The organism is Corallococcus terminator (assembly GCF_003611635.1).
GTDB classification, from domain to species: Bacteria; Myxococcota; Myxococcia; order Myxococcales; family Myxococcaceae; genus Corallococcus; species Corallococcus terminator.
On sequence record NZ_RAVZ01000187.1, the window covers coordinates 1 to 19,007 of the forward strand.

At 68.5% G+C, this 19,007-nt stretch carries 24 protein-coding genes; all 24 read right to left on the bottom strand.

Annotation, left to right across the window (positions count from 1 at the left end; all coding sequences use genetic code 11):
- Window positions 1–241: 241 nt before the first annotated feature.
- Window positions 242–1,045, bottom strand: a complete 804-nt coding sequence (locus tag D7V88_RS24605) for a carboxypeptidase regulatory-like domain-containing protein (protein WP_120543091.1) — start codon at window positions 1,043–1,045, stop codon at window positions 242–244.
- 225 nt (window positions 1,046–1,270) lie between these two features.
- On the bottom strand, window positions 1,271–1,645 hold the full coding sequence (locus tag D7V88_RS24610; protein ID WP_120543092.1) for a hypothetical protein: 375 nt from the start codon (window positions 1,643–1,645) through the stop codon (window positions 1,271–1,273).
- A 116-nt stretch (window positions 1,646–1,761) separates the two neighbouring features.
- Window positions 1,762–2,346, bottom strand: coding sequence for a hypothetical protein (locus tag D7V88_RS24615; RefSeq protein WP_120543093.1), 585 nt, complete (start codon window positions 2,344–2,346; stop codon window positions 1,762–1,764).
- Window positions 2,347–2,468: 122 nt separating this feature from the next.
- Window positions 2,469–2,945, bottom strand: a complete 477-nt coding sequence (locus tag D7V88_RS24620) for a SycD/LcrH family type III secretion system chaperone (RefSeq protein WP_120535862.1) — start codon at window positions 2,943–2,945, stop codon at window positions 2,469–2,471.
- A 3-nt stretch (window positions 2,946–2,948) separates the two neighbouring features.
- Window positions 2,949–3,431, bottom strand: a complete 483-nt coding sequence (locus tag D7V88_RS24625; protein WP_120535861.1) for a hypothetical protein — start codon at window positions 3,429–3,431, stop codon at window positions 2,949–2,951.
- A 52-nt stretch (window positions 3,432–3,483) separates the two neighbouring features.
- Complete coding sequence (locus D7V88_RS24630; protein ID WP_120543094.1) at window positions 3,484–3,759, bottom strand: EscU/YscU/HrcU family type III secretion system export apparatus switch protein; 276 nt, start codon at window positions 3,757–3,759, stop codon at window positions 3,484–3,486.
- 9 nt (window positions 3,760–3,768) lie between these two features.
- Window positions 3,769–4,845, bottom strand: a complete 1,077-nt coding sequence (gene sctU, locus D7V88_RS24635) for a type III secretion system export apparatus subunit SctU (protein ID WP_120543095.1) — start codon at window positions 4,843–4,845, stop codon at window positions 3,769–3,771.
- Between the two features lie 18 nt (window positions 4,846–4,863).
- The gene (locus D7V88_RS24640; protein ID WP_120543096.1) at window positions 4,864–5,682 is read right to left on the bottom strand and encodes a flagellar biosynthetic protein FliR; all 819 of its coding nucleotides are present in this window, start codon (window positions 5,680–5,682) and stop codon (window positions 4,864–4,866) included.
- On the bottom strand, window positions 5,679–5,945 hold the full coding sequence (fliQ, locus tag D7V88_RS24645; protein WP_014398418.1) for a flagellar biosynthesis protein FliQ: 267 nt from the start codon (window positions 5,943–5,945) through the stop codon (window positions 5,679–5,681). The genes D7V88_RS24640 and fliQ overlap by 4 nt, the downstream gene beginning before the upstream one ends.
- 16 nt (window positions 5,946–5,961) lie before the next feature.
- A complete protein-coding gene (gene sctR / locus D7V88_RS24650) occupies window positions 5,962–6,792 on the bottom strand; it encodes a type III secretion system export apparatus subunit SctR (RefSeq protein WP_120543097.1) in 831 nt (276 codons plus the stop codon).
- Between the two features lie 10 nt (window positions 6,793–6,802).
- Window positions 6,803–7,678, bottom strand: coding sequence for a flagellar biosynthetic protein FliO (locus tag D7V88_RS24655; RefSeq protein WP_244238366.1), 876 nt, complete (start codon window positions 7,676–7,678; stop codon window positions 6,803–6,805).
- A 102-nt stretch (window positions 7,679–7,780) separates the two neighbouring features.
- Window positions 7,781–9,145, bottom strand: a complete 1,365-nt coding sequence (sctQ, locus tag D7V88_RS24660; protein ID WP_120543098.1) for a type III secretion system cytoplasmic ring protein SctQ — start codon at window positions 9,143–9,145, stop codon at window positions 7,781–7,783.
- A complete protein-coding gene (locus D7V88_RS24665; RefSeq protein ID WP_120543099.1) occupies window positions 9,142–10,068 on the bottom strand; it encodes a flagellar hook-length control protein FliK in 927 nt (308 codons plus the stop codon). Before D7V88_RS24665 ends, sctQ begins: the two co-directional genes overlap by 4 nt.
- A 34-nt stretch (window positions 10,069–10,102) precedes the next feature.
- Window positions 10,103–10,591 carry a flagellar assembly protein FliH gene (locus D7V88_RS24670; protein WP_120543100.1) on the bottom strand — a complete coding sequence of 163 codons (489 nt, stop codon included), beginning with the start codon at window positions 10,589–10,591 and terminating at the stop codon, window positions 10,103–10,105.
- Window positions 10,592–10,653: 62 nt separating this feature from the next.
- A complete protein-coding gene (sctN, locus tag D7V88_RS24675; RefSeq protein WP_120535853.1) occupies window positions 10,654–11,967 on the bottom strand; it encodes a type III secretion system ATPase SctN in 1,314 nt (437 codons plus the stop codon).
- 16 nt (window positions 11,968–11,983) lie between these two features.
- Window positions 11,984–12,661: a FliH/SctL family protein gene (locus D7V88_RS24680; protein ID WP_120543101.1), complete on the bottom strand. Its 678-nt coding sequence runs from the start codon at window positions 12,659–12,661 to the stop codon at window positions 11,984–11,986.
- Between the two features lie 24 nt (window positions 12,662–12,685).
- Window positions 12,686–14,797: a hypothetical protein gene (locus tag D7V88_RS24685; protein ID WP_120543102.1), complete on the bottom strand. Its 2,112-nt coding sequence runs from the start codon at window positions 14,795–14,797 to the stop codon at window positions 12,686–12,688.
- A 107-nt stretch (window positions 14,798–14,904) separates the two neighbouring features.
- Complete coding sequence (locus tag D7V88_RS24690; RefSeq protein ID WP_120543103.1) at window positions 14,905–15,723, bottom strand: type III secretion protein; 819 nt, start codon at window positions 15,721–15,723, stop codon at window positions 14,905–14,907.
- A gap of 107 nt (window positions 15,724–15,830) precedes the next feature.
- Window positions 15,831–16,382, bottom strand: coding sequence for an EscF/YscF/HrpA family type III secretion system needle major subunit (locus D7V88_RS24695; RefSeq protein WP_244238367.1), 552 nt, complete (start codon window positions 16,380–16,382; stop codon window positions 15,831–15,833).
- On the bottom strand, window positions 16,264–17,100 hold the full coding sequence (locus D7V88_RS24700; protein WP_120543104.1) for a sigma-70 family RNA polymerase sigma factor: 837 nt from the start codon (window positions 17,098–17,100) through the stop codon (window positions 16,264–16,266). The genes D7V88_RS24695 and D7V88_RS24700 overlap by 119 nt, the downstream gene beginning before the upstream one ends.
- 9 nt (window positions 17,101–17,109) lie before the next feature.
- Window positions 17,110–17,505 carry a hypothetical protein gene (locus tag D7V88_RS24705; protein ID WP_120535848.1) on the bottom strand — a complete coding sequence of 132 codons (396 nt, stop codon included), beginning with the start codon at window positions 17,503–17,505 and terminating at the stop codon, window positions 17,110–17,112.
- Between the two features lie 25 nt (window positions 17,506–17,530).
- On the bottom strand, window positions 17,531–17,965 hold the full coding sequence (locus D7V88_RS24710) for a tetratricopeptide repeat protein (protein ID WP_120535847.1): 435 nt from the start codon (window positions 17,963–17,965) through the stop codon (window positions 17,531–17,533).
- Between the two features lie 98 nt (window positions 17,966–18,063).
- A complete protein-coding gene (locus tag D7V88_RS24715) occupies window positions 18,064–18,618 on the bottom strand; it encodes a hypothetical protein (RefSeq protein ID WP_120543105.1) in 555 nt (184 codons plus the stop codon).
- Between the two features lie 138 nt (window positions 18,619–18,756).
- Window positions 18,757–19,007 (bottom strand): hypothetical protein (locus D7V88_RS24720; RefSeq protein WP_120543108.1); only part of this gene is annotated, 251 nt, incomplete at its 5' end.

Genomic DNA, 19,007 nt, shown 5'->3' on the forward strand with positions numbered 1-19,007 from the left:
GCAGCTCATGCTCCAGAAGCAGCAGGAGGCCGTTGCCTTCGCCTCCAACATCATCAAGAAGCTGAACGAGATCGCGATGTCCGTCATCAGCAACCTCAAGTAAGCATCGCCGCTTCCCTGGCGATTTAAGAGCCGGTCCTCCTTCACGGGAGGCCGGCTCTTTGCTTTTCCGCGCTCGTTCCGCGGGCACCCGGAGGACTCCCTCCAGGCCCCGCGGAAAGGCGCGGTCTTCGGACAAGACTCAGGGGAACTGAACGTTGAGTTCGATGATCTGCGACGTGCCGGTGAGCGGAAAGAAGTCCGTGGTCACGGTGGGGTTGTAGGCCCCCGTGTTCCGGACGCGGATCAGCAACGGGCGCGCGGCCTGTCCCTGGGGCACATGGCGGGCCGAGAGGATGTAGCGCCCCACCGCCACGTCCGGCATCCCGTAACCCTCCGGCGTCTGCTCGACCTGCGAGGTGACTGCGGTCCCGGTGCTGCCATCCACCAGCGGTCCATCTGGCGTGAGCGACAGCTCCACGTCGCTGTTGCTCACGACCCGGCTGGGATTCGCCGGATCGATGGGGTCCTCGAAGTACACGGTGACGATGCCGCCATGCGTCCCGCCCCCCTGCTTCGCGCCTGTCAGCTTCCAGGTGAAGTTGCGGATAGCGCCTTCGTTGCCCGCGAAGGTCGCCGGCTCCTCGGAGGCGAGCGTGAAGCGGTAGGATGCGGCGTGGTAGGCGCGGTCGAGCGTCGCGTTCGCGAGCCACGGCCCGATGGGGTTGCTGACGTCCAGGCGGTAGGTGCCATCCGTGCCCGTCACCGTCTTCACGGTGGTGCCAGACTGGAACTGGTTGTGCGCGGTGACTTCCACCCCAGCGAGCCCCCGGCCCTGGCTGTCGACGGCGCGCCCCTTCATCACGTTCGGTTCCACGGCGCCCGTGCCGGGGGTGCCCGCATCCGTCTTGCCCCCATTCGAGGTGTCACCGCCGCAACTGCACGCGGCCGAGGCCCCGAGCAGAGACACCAGGCCCCACAGCACTGCATTCTTCGTCCAATGCATTCGACTCCTCCTGGATGACCGCTCCCGACGGGCAGGACCCACCGGAAGCCACCGGCCCGAAAAGAGCGTTTTACTGGAAGAGGACTGCGAGGGGCGGAACTTCACGGCGCCTGGCCCGCCCGGACGCCTGCTGCTGAACGCAGGGACCCCGCAAAGCCGAACTGCCGCCCGTCACCGAAGCAGGTGACGTGGCGGCAGTCAGTGCGGCAAGCCACAGGTGGACTACTACCCCCACATGTCGCTCAACAGCTCCTTGCGACGCTTCATCAGGTTGTTGAAGAAGTTGTCGTCGCGGATCTTCTCGAAGAGCGTGTTGCCCTGGTGCTTCGAGATGACCTTGTCCGCCTGCGCCTTGATCTCTTCCTTGGTCGCGTTCGGGTTGGCCTGCATGAACTTGGCCATCTCGTCGTTGACCTTGGTCTTCATCTTCTCGATGCGGCTGTCGCCCAGGTAGCGGACCGAGCCCTTGTCCTTCGCCAACTGGTTCACCGCGGAGCCGAGCGCGTCCTTGTAGACCTGGGTCTTCTCGGCCTCGCTGCTGCCCGAGCTGCGCGTCTGCTGAACGTTGCCACCACCGCCAACGCCATTCACTCCAGCCATGAGAGAGCTCCTGAAAAAAGGTGAATCTTGAAGGGATTATCAGGCGGGGAAGGCCGCGAGTTGCGTCCGGAAGGACTTTCTCCCAGCCCTCCGGAACAACCTCTCCCTCACGGGGACTAACCCTTCAGCTTGCCCAGGGAGGGGTTCTTCATCCACGCCTTGAAGGACTCGAGGTCCTTCTGAACTTCCTGCGTGTCCTGCGCCGGGGGCGCGGCGGGAGGCGGAGGCACGTCACCGGTGAGGACGGCGCGCTTCTTCGCCCCGGCGCTGCTCTCGAAGGCGTCCTTCGCGGCCGCCGGACCCGCGGACTTGGCCGCCGGAGGCGTGGGGGCGGCGGCGGCGGGAGCGGCGGCGGCCTTGGGCGCGACACCCCGCTCCGTGAGGTACGTCTGCATCCACTCCACCGACTCGATGAGGACCGGCGGCATGGAGGCCAGCGCCGGGTTCTTGCCCGCCTCGCCCAGGTGGCGGTTGAAGGCGTCCTTCACGTCCTGGTACAACTGCATGTTCATCTGAGCGCCGTCCTTGGTGTTGACGAGCAGCTCGGACATCTTGCGCAGCACCTGCTGGAGCGTCCCGGTCGCGCCCTTCGCTGCGGTATCCAACCCGGCGATGATGCCTTCGCGCTTCTTCGTCAGCTCTTCCGGCGCGGCGGGCGGCATCTCAGCAGGGACTCGCGGATCAGGATTCGGATTCGACATGGCACTGTCCTCGGGTGATGAGGGATGGTTGACAAGGGCACCCTAGCAGAAGATCCAGGGTGTCTAGAAACTCCTGAAGCTCTCCGAACCCTGGAATCCCCCAGGGTTTCACGGCCGGAAATTCAGCGCCGCGTCAGGGCGGTGACCATGGCGCCGGCCTTGCGCACCACCGGATCATCCACGGGCGTCATCGCCGCAGCGCGGCGAAGATCTTCCAGCGCCTGGGGCTTCTGGCCCATGGCCAGCTTCACCTCGGCGCGGCCCACGTAGACGGACGGATCCTGGGGCGCCAGCTTCGCCGCCACGTCGAAGGCCGCGAGCGCGCCCTGTCCGTTGCCGGCCGCCATCTCCACCACGCCGAGCGCCTTGGCGAAGTACACGTCCGTGGGGTTCACCGCGTACAGGCCCTGGAAGAGCGTGCGCGCCTCGGCCACGCGGCCCTGGTAGAAGAAGAAGTAGGCCGTCTTGGCGATGGCGTACAGCTCATCGTTCGAGTAGCCGCGCACCTCGCGGAGCGTGGCCTTGCCCTCCGCCCAGCGCTGAAGGAGCGCGGTGAGCTTCGCCTCGTCCTGCGGGTCCTCCGGGTCCAGCGACGCCATGGGTCAGTAGCCCTCGTCCTTCTGCTCTTCCCACATGCGGCGGAGGATCTCCTGCGACTCCGCGCTCACCTGATCCACCAGGCCCAGCATCGCGGACTCGCGCTGCAGCAGGGCCTTGAGGCGCTCCAGGCGCTCCGGCGGCGCGTTCACCCGCGACAGGCCGCGCTCCAGCATCCGTTGCTGTCCGTCGCCCCCTCGGCCCGCGACGCTGGCCAGGTAGGGGCGGTCGCTGAAGCCTTCCAGGTCCGCGTCGTGGCCGCCCGGGTGCGGGGGCAGCGGCAGCCGGAGCTCCTCCGACGAGTGCGCCGGACCGATGGAGTCCAGGAGCGCCGCCGAGGCCAGCGCGGGGTTCTTCGGGTTGCCCGCCTTGCGCAGCTTCTTCGCGCGCTCGAGCTGGGCGGGATCCACCAGCCGCTCGCGGACGCTGCGGGGACCACCCCAGGGCCAAAGGGCTGTACTGGGGGGAGGATTGTTGATTCTGGCCATGGTGGGCTGACTTCAACCCAGGTGAGGGGGCCGCGTCCAGCCCCCCTTGACGTCAGCCCGCCTGCTCCCGCTGCAGGGTGTAGATGAAGTTCAGCACTTCGGCGACCGCGTCGTAGAGCTCCTCGGGGACTTCCTGCCCCACGTCCACCCGGTACAGGGCGTGCGCCAGGGACACGTTGCGCATCACGGGGATGCCGTACAGCTTGGCGATCTCCTTTATCTTCTCCGCCTTGAGGCGCATCCCCTTGGCGACCACGCGAGGCGCACCGTCGGCCTGCTTGTCGTACTTGATGGCGATGGCGATGTCCGCCTCTTCGTCACTGGCCATGGACCCTCCTCAAGCACGCGCCGTGGGCGCCGCTTCTTGTTTCAGCCCGTAGACGAAGTTCAGGACCTCGGCGACCGCGTCGTAGAGCTCCTCAGGGACTTCTTCGCCCACCTCCACGCGCAAGAGCGCATGGGCCAGCGGCACGTTGCGCAGGAGCGGCACGTCCGACGCGCGCGCCAGCGCCTTGATGCGCTCCGCCTTGGCGTCCATGCCCTTGATGAGCACCCGGGGCGCCCCATCCTTGCCCTGGTCGTAGATGAGGGCGACGGCGACGTGGTCCGGGTTGGTGACGATGACGCTGGCGTCCTTCACCGCCTCCATCTGGGCCCCCTCCATGATCTCCTGGTGGAGCTCCTTGCGCTTGGCCTTGTGGTGCGGGTCGCCTTCGCTCTGCTTGTACTCCTTCTTGACCTCGTCCTTCGTCATCATCATGTCCTTCATGTACGACTTGCGCTGCCACCACACGTCGAAGATGCCGAAGATGACGAAGAGCATGAGGATGCGCACGCTCACGCGGTAGATGATCTCCCCCAGGATGATCATGATGCCGTCGGTGTCCTGCCGCACGGTTTCGATGACCAGGGGCATGGAGTCGCGCACCACGCCGTAGACGACATAGGCGGCGACCGACAGCTTCACGAGGTTCTTGAGCAGTTCCACGAAGGTCTTCTTCGTGAACATGTTCTTCAAGCCGGCGATGGGGTTGAGCTTGTCCAGCTTGGGCATCAGCGGGTCCATCGTGAAGAGGGACCCCACCTGCAGGAAGTCCATCAACCCGCCGAACACCGCCGCGCCCGCCGCCACCGGGACCGTGAGGAGCAGCATCGTGCGCAGCCCCATGTAGAGCAACTGGGTCGTCGCGAGCCCCAGGTCCTTCGGGTGGGCGATCTGGTCGAAGCTGAAGCGGAAGAGGATGGCGACCTCCTCCTCCACCGTGCCCCACGTGGCCCGGGCGATGCCCATGCCCGCGGCGAGCACGGCCACGGCCGTCAGGTCCTTGCTCTTCCAGACCTGACCCTTCTTGCGGGAGTCGTCGAGCTTCTTCTGCGACGGCTCCTCTGTTTTGTCGCCACTCTCTTCCGACATGGAGGAATCCCGGGGCGCCTAGGCCAAGAGCTGGATGGCGCGCTGGACCATGCGGAGCATGTTGCCCAGCTCCAACTGCATGCGCCCGACGATGACGTGCATCGCGATGAACATGATCAACACGCCCATCAGCGGCTTGAGGGACATGGCGATGAAGAACACCTGGACCTGCGGCGCGACGCGGTTGATGGCGCCCAGGGCCAGGTCGGTGCAGAACGCCGCCACCATGCCGGGGCCAGCCAGCGCCAGGCTCACGGTGAGGAGGTTGGCGAAGGAGCGGATCATCAGGTCGAAGAAGGGCCACACGCCATGGCTGAAGCGCGGGAAGCCCTCCAGCGGGACGACCTGGAGGCTGTCCGCGAGCGCGCGGATGATGATGTGGTGCCCGTCCAGCGACAGGAACAGCACCACCGTCAGTTGCACCTTGAGGCTGGAGAAGAGCGACACCTGGGTGCCCAGTTGGGGCACGAAGAGCTGGGCGTTGTTGCTGCCCGACATGGTGTCCATCAGCGTGCCGGCCACGCGGGCCGCGTCGAAGACCGTGTTGACGATGTAGGACAGACACAGCCCGATGAAGATCTCCTTGCACAAGAGCGCGATGTACGGGAGCGCGGAGATCGGGATCTTGTCCATCCGGTCGGCGACGGACGGGAACAGCACGATGGCGATGAGCAGGCCCAGGCCCAGCTTCATCTCCGAGGGCACGACATCACCGCCCAGGAACGGGCTGAAGATGAGGATCGGCATCACCCTGCACATGATGAGGGCCACCGTGAAGATGGTGACCGACAGGTTGATCCGAGCGCTCAGCTCGGCCATGGCTTCGCCGATGTTCATCTGCCGATGAGCGCCGGGAAGCGGTCGAAGACGTGGAAGGTGAAGCGCAGCAACTGGCCGCCAATCCACGGGCCCGTCATGGCCAGCACGCCGAAGACGAGGACGACCTTGGGCGCGAACGTGAGCGTCTGCTCTTGAATCTGCGTGGTGGCCTGGAACAGCGAGATGAGGAAGCCCACCAGGAGGCTCATGAGCACCGGCGGCGCGGAGACCACGAGCACCAGGAACAGCGCCTCCTGGGTGATGAACGTGAGCTGATTCATGGGAGTGCGGTGCTCCTTACAGGTAGCCGATGACCAGGCCCTTGGCGATGAGGTACCAGCCGTCCACGAGCACGAACAACAGCAGCTTGAAGGGCATGGAGATGGTCGTGGGCGACAGCATGTGCATGCCCAGCGCCAGCAGGATGTTGGCGACCACCATGTCGATGACGATGAACGGCACGAAGAGCAGGAAGCCGATCTGGAAGGCCTCCTTGAGCTCCGACACGACGAAGGCCGGGACGATGACCATGAAGTCGTTGGGCCCGATGTCCTTGCGGTCCTCTTCCTTCCGCATCTTCTTCGCCAGGCTGTAGAAGAGCGTGCGGTCCTTGTTGGTGACCTTCTTCTTCAAGAACTCGCGCAGGGGCTCCTTGGACTTGTCCGCGGCGCCCAGCAGCGTGCCCACCGTTTCGGAGGAGAACACCGCGGTGCCGCGGGACCAGATGTCCACCCCGCCCGCCCGGTACATCTCCTGGCCGATGGGGGCCATGATGTAGACGGTGAGGATGATGGCCAGGCCGGTGATGACCTGGGTGGGGGGAATCTGCTGGGTGCCCAGCGCCGAGCGGACGATGGAGAGCACCACCGAGATCTTCACGAAGCTCGTCACCATCATCAGCGCGAACGGGAGCAGCGACATGGCCGCGAGCGCGAGGATGAGGATGAGGGGACGTGAGGTGAACGAGTCGGAGTTCACCGCCTCCTTCACCAGGGAGTCCGGCATGGCGGTGTCCGTGCCGCCCTTCTTCGCCGCGGACGCGACGAACGGGTGCAGCGACACGAGGGCCGCGAAGAGCCAGGGTGGAGCGCGGAACAGGGGCGAGCGGGCGGGAGACGAACGGTTCACGAGACGGCCTTCAGGCGCCCGGCGGCGGCGTGGGGCCACCGGTCCGGCGTGAGAGGAGCTTCTGGAGGAAAGGACTCAGGGACACCGGGGACGACGGAGGCCGCGCGGCGCGGATGCGCTCCACTGCGTCCCGGTCCAGCTTCGACACAAGTTGCACGCCACCCTCGCCGCCACCCACCAGCAGGTATTCGTCCGCGGCCTTGAGGACGAAGAGCGTGCGCCGTTGATCCAACGGGATGCGCTCCATCACCGACACGACCGACGCCTTGCCCACCGGCACGCCCTGCAACCCCATCAGCCGGCGCAGGCCCACGTTGAGCGTCAGGTAGATGGACGCGAGCACCGCGCCCAAGAGCGCCACCGTGCGCACCACCACCCAGCCCAGGCTCTCCTGCTCCTCCGGCGCGGCGATCCCCAGTTCCTTGTCCAGTTCGTCCGCGTGGCGCGAGGCACGGTCCGCCGGATTCGCGGCGTCGGGCTCCGGTGCCTGCGCGGCGGGCGGGGCCGCGACGGGCTCCGCGTCGGACGTGGCGGGGGCATCGGCCTTCGCTGACGACGCGACGGCAGGGGCAGGCGTGGCGGCGGCCTTCGCCGCCGGGGACGAGGGGACAGCCGCGTCGGCCTTCGCCGGGGGCGCCTGGGGAACAGGCGTGGCGGTGACCTTGGGCGCGGCCGATGCCGCGGCGGCCTTCGCTGGAGCCGCCACGGGCACGGGGGAGGGTTTCGGCGCGGCCGGTGGAACGACGGCGTCGGCCTTCGCCGGAGGCGCGGCGGAGACGGGGGTCGTTTGCGGCGCCACGGGCGCCTGCGCCAGGACGGCCGACGACGCGAAGAGCAACGCGGCGCCGAGCAACCCGCGCGAGGAAGAGAGACGGAGGACTGCCATGGATGGGCGCGAGCCTAGTGCACCCGAGTCAGGACCGCCACGGCCCCCCGAGCAACGAGGGTCCCCTGCCCGCCTGCCCTGGGGCTCGTGACGCAGGAAGGCTCATCCCGCCAGGTTGATGATGCGCACGCCGAGCTGTCCGTCCATCTCCACGAGCTCGCCCCGGGCCACCACCTTGCCGTTGACCGACAGGTCCACGGGTTCACCCGGCCCACGGCGCAGGTCCAGTACCTGCCCTGTGCGCAATCCCACCACCTGCTCCGCCGTGATGGCCACGCGCGCCAGCTCCACCGCCACCTGCAGGGGCAGGTCGCTGAGCAGGTCGCTTCCATCCCGGTTGTTCGCGTCGTCCAAAGCCGCCCCTTCCAGTTCCGGAGGTACGTCCAGCTCCGGGTTGGTGAAGTCCTCGTTCTCGCCTGCGCCGGCCCCGGGCTCCGCCTGGGAATGGCCCGTCTCGCCGGGGACGACCTCCGTGATGCGCGCACGGTAGCGGCCGTTCTCGACGTACACGTCCGCCGCCAGGTGCCCGGTGCGTCCCAGGCCCAGCCGCAGTTGCGCCGTGCCGGCCTCGCCCCGGTCCGGCCGCGCCGACAGCGCGTCCAGCAGCAGCACGTCCTTCACCCGCAGGGACGCCAGGTCCTGGGCGGACAGTTCCGCCACGCCAATCTCCGCGCGCAGCCAGTCGCGCAGCGTGGACAGCCGCCGCCCGTGCGCCTTCATGTTCGCGCGGCGCTGCTCGCGGCGCTGGGCGCTGTCCACCGCGGGTTCGGCCGCTTCCAGCACCGCCGACGGAATCACCAGCCGCACGATGCCGCGATGCGGGCCCACCACCGCGTTCAGGTGCACCGCCAGCATCGGACCGTCCTCGCCCAGCCTCGCGGAGACCTCATCCACGCCCCGGGCCACGCCGTCCAGCCTCGGCCGGGGAACCCCCGCCTGAAGCCCCGGCGCCAGCTCCTTCAGGGCCTCCAGGACGACGTAGCCCATCACGCCCTCCTCGATGTCCGTCAGCGGCCGCAGGCCCACCGTCTCACCAGCGCCCCCCAGCAGCAGGTCCACCGCCGAGTGCGCCAGGGACAACTCAATCTCCAGCACGGCCCGCCCCGCGAGCGCCCCGGGCGCGAGCACCGCCAGGAAGGACGGGTCGCCCAGGAAGCGGCGCAGCTCCGTCATGGGGCGCGCCTGGGCGGACTCCACCGTCAGGCGCACGTCCACGTCGAAGAGGGCCTTGAGCCGCGCGCAGAGGGTCTCCAGCGTGCCCGGGCCTGGCGTGAGCCAGCGCAGCCGTTCCGCCAGCAGGCCCTGCGCGCGCGACACCTTCTCCAGGTGCGTGAAGACGAAGGGCCGCCAGGGCAACACCGGTTGTGCCGGTGCCGAGGCGGGCTTCGCGGGGGGACCCAGCTTCCGGGTGTCGACCAACATGGTGCGCTCGTAGATTCCGGGTTCGTCGTCCGGCTCCAGACTCATGTCTTCGCCTCGAACCGCAACTGCTCAAGCGCCAGCCCGCGACCTCCCAGGGCGCTGCGCAGGCCCTCGCTCTGCTCTTCCAGCAGCTTCAGCGTGTCGCGGTCGCTGCCGCTGAAGGTGGCGGAGATCTTCCCGTTCCTCGCGCTGACCTTGATGGACAGGCCGTTGAGCACGTCCCCGCGCAGGTCGATCTGGAACTCCGCGTTGCCCATGGCGTTGGTGCCCACGCGCACGCGCTCCACGATCTTCTGGGCGATCTCACTGGCCATCTGGCGCAGGCGCTCCGAGCCAGCCATGTCCTTGGGCTTGGCCACCGGGACGGGCGCCATCAGCGCGGGGTTGAAGCGGAAGCCCGCGGCGGCCATCTGCCCGCCCTTTTCGTCCTTCTCCTTGCCGCTGCCACCGCCCGCACCCTTGCCACCGCCGGCGTTGACGTCGACCTTCATCTCGCCCTTCTCGGCGCTCAGGCGGCTGGACTCGCCGCCGGCCTTGGTCAGGTCGCCGTCGCGCACGTCGTTGGAGCGCTTGTCCTCCTTGACCTCCGACTTGCGCGTCTCCGAACGCTGGGTCAGCGACTGCGTCTCCCCCTGGCGCTGGGACTGCTGGGCACCCTGGGCGCTCTCCCCGGGCTTCGCCGAGCCGGTCTCCTTCTGGGCCAGCTTCTCGTCGAAGGTCTTGCCCTGGCCCTGGGTGGCGCGCGCGAGCACTGCCTTGGCCAGGCTCTGGGGGGACTTCGCTTCGGCAGCGGCCTTCGGGTCGCCCTTCTCCTGCTGGCCCTTCTCCGCCTGGCCCTGCTGGACCAGCTTGGAGAAGAGGGACTCACCCTCCAGGCGCTTCTTGCCCTTGGCTTCGGCAAGCCGGCGCTCCTGGATCATCCGCTCCGCCATGCGCGCGGCATCGCGATCGTCGTCAACTCGGCTCATGGCGTCCTCTCCTGACTTCGGGGGCGGCGGGAGGTTACTTGCGCTGGCGGGCCAGGAACAAGGCGTTGCCAATCTCCTCCTGGTTCAGCTCCTCGCGCTGCTGGCGCTCCTGGCGCACCTGCTTGACGAAGGTTTCCTTGTTCTTCTCGATGGCCTTCAGCTCCTTGGCGGCCTCGGCCATCAACATGCGGCGCTGTTCGACCAGACGGGCGGCCGCCTTGACGACCTCCTTCTGGTGTTCGATCTGGAGCGCGACCTGGGCCTCTTCGTCCTTCAGGCGCTCCTCGAAGCGGCCCATCATGTTCATGCCGCTAATGCCGGCGCCCTTGGCCATCATCTGCTGGAAGTACTCGGCCACCTTGGCCTTGCGCTCCTTCTTGCGGCGCTCCAGTTCGGCCTCCAACTGGGCCTGAACCTGCTTTTCCTTTTCCAGCGCCTTGATGGCGGCGGAGAAGGCCTGCTCGGCCTCCTCCTTCGCCTTCTCACGCATGTCCAGCAAGACCTGCAACCGGTACGGGGGCATGGTGGGGGCATCCTAACCGGAAAACGCCCCGCCCGGGCCCTCCGCCTCCGGGGCAGGCAGCCTCAGTCCTCGAAGAGGGCGATGAGCTGCTCCACCGTCTCTTCGAAGGGGGAGTTGGAGTGGGTGTCCTGCTTGAGGAAGTCGATGATGGCGTCGTACTTCTCGATGGCGTAGTCGGTGCGCGCGTCGGCCCCGGCCTGGTAGGCGCCCAGGAGGATGAGGTCGCGCTGCTTCTCGTAGGTGGAGAGCGTCTCGCGCAGCTTGCCGGCGGCCTTCTTGTGCTCCTTGGAGACGATGCCGCTCATCACACGGCTCAGGCTCGCGAGCACGTCCATGGCCGGCCACTGGTTTCGCTCGCCCAGGGCACGGTTGAGGATGAAGTGGCCGTCGAGAATACCTCGGACTTCGTCGGCGATGGGCTCCTCCATGTCACCGCCGGCCACGAGGCAGGTGTAGATGGCGGTGCACTTGCCCTTCTCCGAGTTGCCCGTGCGCTCCAGGATGCGCGGCAGCATGGAGAAGACGCTGGGCGGATAGCCCTGGCGCGCGGGAGGTTCGCCAATCGCGAGGCCGATGTCGCGCTGGGCACGTGCAAGACGCGTCACCGTGTCGAGCATGAACAGCACGTTGCCGCCGCGCTCGCGGAAGTACTCCGCGATGGCCGTGGCGACGTAGGCGGCACGCAGACGCACGAGGCTGGGCTGGTCGGACGTGGCGCACACCAGGACGGCGCGCTTCATGCCCTCCTCGCCCATGGCGTCCTCGATGAACTCGCGAACCTCACGACCACGCTCGCCGATGAGCGCCACGACACTCAGGTCCGCCTGGGTGTTGCGGGCAATCTGCCCCATCAGCGTGGACTTGCCGACGCCGGAGCCTGCGAAGAGGCCCACGCGCTGGCCCTCGCCCACGGTGAGCAGCCCGTCGATGCAGCGGACGCCCAGGGGCAGCGGCCTTTCGATGCGCTGGCGGGTGAACGGATCCGGACAGTCGCGGTCCACGGACCAGTCGATGAGCCCGTCACCCTCCAGGGGGCGGCCGTCCATGGGTTCGCCGATGCCGTTGAGCACGCGGCCCAGCAGCGCGTCCCCGCACTTGATGGTCAGGGGCTTGCCGGTGGGGATGCACTCGCTGTCCGGACCGATGCCGTACAGCTCGCCCAGGGGCATGAGCATCACCTCGTCGCCCACGAAGCCCACGACCTCCGACTTCATGGCGCCACGGGTGCGGCTCTTGACGAGCACCACCTCGCCGATGCGGACGTTGGGCACGCTCGCCTTGATGACGAGGCCGGTCAGTTCGGTGACGCGGCCGCGCACCCGGACGAGGGACGCCTCCTTGATGAGGTCGTAGTAGCGCGAGAGGTCGATGGCCATGGCTGCTTCCTCCGGCTCAGGCCGGACCGCTCTTGCGCGCGGGGTCTGGCAACAGGAGGTTCTGGAGCATTTCCAACTGCGTGGGAAGCTGCGCGTCCACCGTGCCGAACTCCGTCTGCACGATGCAGCCCACCGGAGCGACCTCCAGGTCCTCCTTGATGGCCAGGTCCACCGTGCGACCGATGAGCTCCATCAGCACGGGGCGCTTGGCGCGCAGCACCGCGGCCGTCTTCGGGTGCACCCGCAGCACCATGGCGCGCGCGTTGCGCAGGTTGTCGATGGCCGCGGCGCACAGATCCACCATCAGCTCCGGCTCGCGCTCCAGGTCGCGCCCCAGGATCTTCTCCGCCATCTTCAGCGCCAGGCCGATGATGTCCTTCTCCTGGGACGTCAGCAGCTCGCCGGCTTGAATCTTCGCGCGGAGGACGATCTCCGTCGCCTGCGCCAGGCCTTCCTGCCGCCCCGCATCCTTCGCCCGGGCGAACAGCTCCTCCTTCTCACGCTGCGCCTCCGCGAGGATGCGCTCCTTCTCGCGGTGGGCCTCTTCGATGATGCCCTGGGCGCCCTGACGCGCCTCGAAGACCTCGGCGTTCATCACGCCCGCGCGAGGGGGCCGCAGCGCCGGTCGCTCGGACGTGGCGACGACCACGGACTCCGCCAACCCGTCCCCCTTGATTACCTTGCCGATCGCCATGGGTTGCTCCTTGCGGACCGGATGCTAGCGCGTTCCGCCGCGCGGTCCACGCCCTCCAGGCGCTCCGGGCTCTTCCGGGTCCTCCCGGTTGGGCGGGGGCCGTCTGCGGCCCACCTGCGTGCCCTCGGAGGTGGATCTCTGGGACGCCTGCCCGGAGGCCGGGCCAGCACGGCCGGCGAGCACGCGCGGGGGACGCTCGGGTTCGACTCCCGGTTCGGGACGCACCGCGGAGCGGCTCCCGGTGCGCGCGCCCAGCACCCGGGCCCCCTCGGCGGGGTCCTGACGTCGGGGCTCCCGGGGAGCGTCCTCGGAGGACGGTCGCGAAGGGCGCTCCGCCCGCGCAGGGCGGCCCTGGGGTTCGTCCGGCGGCGCCGGGCGGGACTCTTTCCGCATGCCCAGCCGGGCGGGAGGAGGCCCGATGCGGGCTCCTTCCGGATCCATGGGTCCGGGGCGCGTGGGGCGGCTGCCCTCCGGTTCACGGCGGCCGGAAACGCCCCCGGTCGACGTCCGGGGCGCCGCCCCCCGTTCGCGCTCCACCGGCATCCGGCGCATCTGCGAACCGTTCGCGTCCCCGTCCGGCGGCGCCGTGGACACGCGGCTCCGCTCGCGCTCCACCGGCATCCGGCGCATCTGCGAACCGTTCGCGTCCCCTTCGGGCGACGCCATGGACGCACGGGGCGCAGGGCCCCGTTCGCGCTCCACCGGCATCCGGCGCATCTGCGAACCGTTCGCGTCCCCGTCCGGCGGCGCCGTGGACACGCGGCTCCGCTCACGCTCCACCGGCATCCGGCGCATCTGCGAGCCGTTCGCGTCCCCCTCCGGGAGGACCGGCGGGCCCCGCCCTTCTCCCGAGGGTGGGCGTGGACGCCCCGCTCCCGGCGACGCCCCCGGTCCCGCGTCACGGCTGGACGCGGCCCCGGCGCGGCGGGCCGCACGCTCGGCCATGAAGTCGCGCTTGGCGCCGGCATCGTCCGCGGGCGCGCCTTCGCCACTGCCCCGCAGCCCCTTGGGGGCCCGCAGCGCGGGCGACCGCGACGGATCCGGCGCCGTGGTGCGTCCCGGCGCGGGCCTCGCGGCCGGGGCCCCCTGCCTCTCGGAGGGAGCCGCGGGTGCGGACCGGCCCTCCGGCGGCGCGGCCTTGCGCGCCCCCGGCGGAGGCGGAAGCACAGCGGAGGGACGCGGGGGGGCCGTCAGGCGGACCGGACGCTCGATGAGGCCGCGCACAGCCAGTCGTTCCAGGTCCATCACGATGTCGGTGCGTCCGCCATCGCCCCGGGCCGTCGGCCGCGAGCGCTCCTCGCGCACCCACTTCGCCACCAGTTGGCCGAACTCACCGCGGTGCTTCTCCAGCATGCGCGCGGCGAACTCCGGTGACTGCGCGACGCAGGCCCGCGCCAGCCGCTGCACACCCGCGCTGCGGATGGCTCCGGCCGGCCGGTTGAAGCCCTCATGGAGGGTGATCTGCGCGCGCGCGTCCTCCTCCGGGAGCTTGCGCGGCGCATTGGCCGCCACGGACTTGCTCGCGAGTTGGAGCAGGTCCGGCGGCAGTGCCTCCAGGAAGCCCGTCAGCTCTCCCTCAGGAAGCCCCGCCAGGGCCGGGCCGAGCACGCGCGCACCCAGGCGGTCACTCACCGTGAGCAGCTCGCGCGTCTGGAGGTTGAGCACGTCCGCGAACTTGAAGCCCGCGGACTGACCGGCGACCTCGCGCGCCAGCGCCTCTTCCAGCTTCCAGCGGATGATGTCGAGAATCTGCGGGCGCACCTCGCGGGTGAGCTTCACGCGCGAGGGCGGCAGGTGGCCGCGCACCGCGTCCGCCATGTTGCCGGGCAGCGCGCGCAGCGTCACTTCCACCAGGGCCCCGCGCTCGCGTTGCAGCAGCGCCGCCAGCCGCTCCGGATCCGCGGTCCAAAGCTGACCGCGCCGGTCCTTCATCAGGCGCTTGAGCTCCTGCACCACCGCAGGCAGCCGCTTCTCACGCGGAATCTGGAGGATCTCCTGCGCCCGGTGCCGCAGGAGCGCGCCCTCCTCGTCGGGCAGGTGCTCCAGCGCGGCCATGCTCTCCTGGCCACCGAAGGTGACCGCGGTGAGGAGCATCATGGTCTGGCGCTTGCTGAGCGAGGTGAAGAATGAATCCAACGGTCACCTCGCGGGCCCCCTGGTGGCCCGCTGAAGAAAGTAGGCATGTCCCCGGCCTGGAGGACATGTCCCGTGGCCCGCCCCAGGAGGGCCACGGAGGACCGACGTCACTCCGGACGACCACCCCGTGCACGGGCAGGACGGGGGGCCGCGGCGGCGCCACCCCCTGAACCGCCGCGCATGAAGGTCCACGCGGTGAGGCCCATCATCGCCAGGATGAGCGCGAACGCGCCGCCGAGGATGACCTTGAACGTCGAAGCGCTGGCCGCCGTCATGCGCACGCCGAGCACGTCCTGGAGGCGGTTGGTCTCGCTCATCTCCGCCGTGGGGGCCAGGGCCTCCGTCATCAGCACGGTGACGGCCTCCGGCTTGAGCTCCGACACGGAGCTGGCGACGAACTGCTTCACCGCGTCCGCGCTGATGGGCGGCTTGCCGGGCTCGTTCGTGCGGTACTTGATGAACACGGAGGCCGACGGCATCGGCTTGTTCTCCGGCTGCGACAGGTCGTTGTTCTCCGGGATCATCACGATGGCGCGCGCTTCCAGCACGCCGTCGATCTGATTGAGCGCGTTGGAGACCTCACCGGCCATCGCCTTGAGGAGCATGGCGCGCTCCTCCGTGGCGGTGGGCACCATGCTGCCCTTGGCGAAGTGGGACAGGCCCTTCTCCACCGGACGCGGCAGCGAGTTGCGCTTCAGGAGCTCCGCGGCCTGCGCGGCATCACCCTTGGGGACGACGATGGTGAAGCGGACTTCGTTGCCACCCTCCGCCTTCTCCTTCTTGGCGTTGATGCCGTTCTTGCTGAGCAGCACGTAGATTTCATTGGCGTCCGCCTCCGTCAGCTCGTGCTGCAGCTCAATGGAGCAGCCGGTGAGGAGCAGCAGGGCGAGGAGCGGGGCGGCGAAGGCGGGCGTTCGGCGAGTCATGGGCGGGACGTAGCTTAACAGGGCCCTTGCAAAACGCGGAAGGGCGCCCCCTCCCAACCTGGGAGGGACCGCCCTTCGCATGCCGCCATGGCCCGGCGGGTGGGAACTCAGACCTGGGTCTTGACGACGTCCTTCAGGCCGCTGGTGGCCTTCTCGACGACCTTGGAGGTCAGATCGAGTTCCTGCGAGTACTTGTACATGGACGCCTGGAGCCCGAGCATCTCCGCGTTGGACATGTTCTTGCCGGAGCTGGCCTCCTTGATCAGCTTGTCCATGCTGATCTGACCCTTCTCCAGACCGGAGACGAGGTCGGACACCATGCCACCTGACTTACCCGTCTTGGCGGTCTCCGCCTTGGCGTCCACGGGCTCGGCGCCCTTGGCGGTGGCCGGCTGCTGGGCCGCGCCGCTGACCTTGTTCATGCCGGCCTTTTCCGTCTTGTTGACGGTTTCGACCTGGCGAACGGTGTCCACCTTGTTGGCGGCCTGGGCCTTGTTCACGCCCTGAGCCGCGTCCGCCTTGTCGGCGCCCTGGGCCTTGTCAGCGAGAACTCCGTCGAACTTCGACGCGCCCGTCTTGTTCGTCTGCTGGGCGCCCTGATCCTGCAGCTTTTGCTGCGCCACCTGTCCCGCGGAGATGCCGCTCATCGGAGCCGCCATGTGACACCCTCCTTGCATCCGTCGAGGGGGGAGGGAGTTCCTCCTCCTCGTTCAAGAGTTCTTTGAGCCGGTCAATGGCCCGCGCATGAAGCCGCGACGCCCAGCTCTTCGACTGCCCGATTTCAGCCCCTGCTTCTTCCAGGGTCCTGCCCTGGAAGTAATAGCCCTGCAGGAGCTTGCGCTCTTTCTCCGGAAGCTTCTCGATGGCCGAGCGCACCCGGTTCTTCAACTGCTCCATCTCCAGGCGCTGATCCGCCGGGAGGGATTCGTCGACATACCCCGCCGCCTCCGCCCCTTCCGCCCCCGCCGCGAACACCGCGGCGAGTCCCGCCACGGCATCCGAGATGTCTCCAATATCATCGTCGAATGACGACCCGCGGTTGCTTGATCCCTGCTCGCGGTCCGCAAGATTTCCAAGATAGGCGGTGGCGCGCTCGCCCTGATAGGCGGTGCGGGCATCCGCGCCCCGGAGGACGCCCATCTTGCGGAGGCCATCGAAGATGGCGCCCTTGATGCGGTAGTGGGCAAAGGTGAGGAAGTTGGCGCCGACCTTGGGGTCGAAGCGTTCCGCGGCCTCGAGGAGGCCGATCTGCCCATAGGCCAGCAGTTCGTCCAGCTCGAGCTGGGCGTTGAACTGCTTGCGCACGGTGGCCGCGAGCGACCGCACGTACGGGCCGTACTTCTCCAGGATGACCTTCCTGTCTTCACCCAGAGGCAAGCGGCGCGCTCACTCGGCCTTGGACCACAGCCGCTCGAGAACCTGGTTCAACCGAGGATCATCCTGAAGGGCACCGGCGATGCGGCCCGTGAGGGCATCGGACTTCATGTGCAGCTTCTCCTGGAGCACCTCGGAGACGAGCGCCTTCGTCGCCTCCTCCTTGCTCTTGAAGCCCCCGTTCTTCAACCGACGGGCGATGGCGAGCGCTTGCGCCGCGATCGGATCCGCAGCCTGGGGGCCCTGGACATTGCTGGAGCCTACCAGACCTGAAGGCCCGACGAGTGATTCGGTCTTGTCGACCTTGCCGCCGAAGGACGCGCCGGAGGCACCCGCCGCACCGGACGCGCCCTTGACGCCGCCCGCGCGGCCCTTCCCACCCCCACGTCCGACTCCACCGACAGCCATCGACGTACCTCCTTCGTCCTACCTGCTACTTCCGAGGCGGAGGCAGGGCCCCCGCTTCCTTCGCCTGGATGAGCGCCTGGGCCAGACGGGCACCGTCGCCCTCCGGTTCCAGGTCCATGGCGGCCTTCAGTTCCTTGAGCGCTTCGGGCACCTTGCCCATGAACAACAGGGCCTCCCCCGCGTGTGCCCGGGGCAGCGACGACAGAGGCGCCAGGCGCTGGGCGACCCGGTAGGCCTGCAGGGCCTTGTCATGGTGGCCCTGGGCGAATTCCACGGCACCGATGCCAATCTGCGGCACCTCGCTCTTGGGCATCAGCGCGGCGGCCCCGACGAACACTTCACGGGCCTTGTCGAAATGGCCCATGTCGAGCCACAGGTAGCCAGACTCCAGCAGCACCATGGCCGGCTGGCGCGCCAGGGGCACGAGGCTGTTGGCAATCTCCGAGGAGGTTTCCGCCATGGACGTCGCGCTGCCTTTCCCGTGGCCGGAAGCACGGAAGGCGGCCGTCGAGGGCCGCCTTCCTTGCACCGGTCAGTTTGTCCGCTGAAGCCCGAAGACTAGCGGATGTTGCCGATGGAGTTCTTGGTCGTATCGTGCCGCGACTTCATCACGTTGGAAACCGCCGTGAAGAGCTGCGACTCGTGCTGCATGGCCGACTGCATGTTCAGCAGCTTGACGTTGTCGTCCATCATGGCCTTCAGGCTGCCGTTGTTCGTGAGCGAGTCGCTCACGCCGCCCGCGCCGCCCGCGCTGGTGCCCAGCGTGGAGGAGCCGCCCGTGCCCGGGATGCCCGCGCCCGTGCCGGGCATGGACGTGGTGGGCACCGCGCCGGAGCCGGTGTTCATCACGCCGGCGTAGGGGCCGCCCGCCATGCCGGAGCCCGCGGCGCCGGAGAAGGTCTGCGCGGAGGAAACCGCGGCGGAGACGATGCCCGCGCCCGGCACGAAGCCGGCCACCGAGCCCACGCCCGCGCCGACGACGCCCGCGGCGTTGTTCAGCCCGTTCTGGACACGCGCGCCAAAGCTCGTGTTCGGCGTCTGCCGAGCCGTGGTCATCTGGGTGTTCATACGCAGGTTCGGACCCATCATGCCGCTGTCGATCTTGACGCCCATTTTCAGCCTCCGCGCTGCTGCCAGCGAATTAAAGGTGAGCCTGGGATCATCCCTTGGCTCTTTCAATGGATTATCGGGGATGCCAGCCGCCGGTTGCCTGCTGGTGACAAGAAATCGTCCAGGCCCCCGAAACGCCTGTTATTTCCGGCCCTTGGGCTGCTTGGACTCGGCGACGAGCTTCTCGCGGACGTCCACGAGCATCGTCAAAAGCTCTTCGGCCCGCGCGATCGCAGCCTGGGCCTTCTTGCCGGTTTCCGCGCGCGGACCCTTCAGGGCGGCGAGGCCCTCCTTCACGGGCGCGAAGAGCACCTGCACGTCGTCGGCGGAGGCCTTCTCGATGAAGGTCTCGACGGCGGGATAGGAGGGCATGGGCAGCTCCGGGGGAGGGG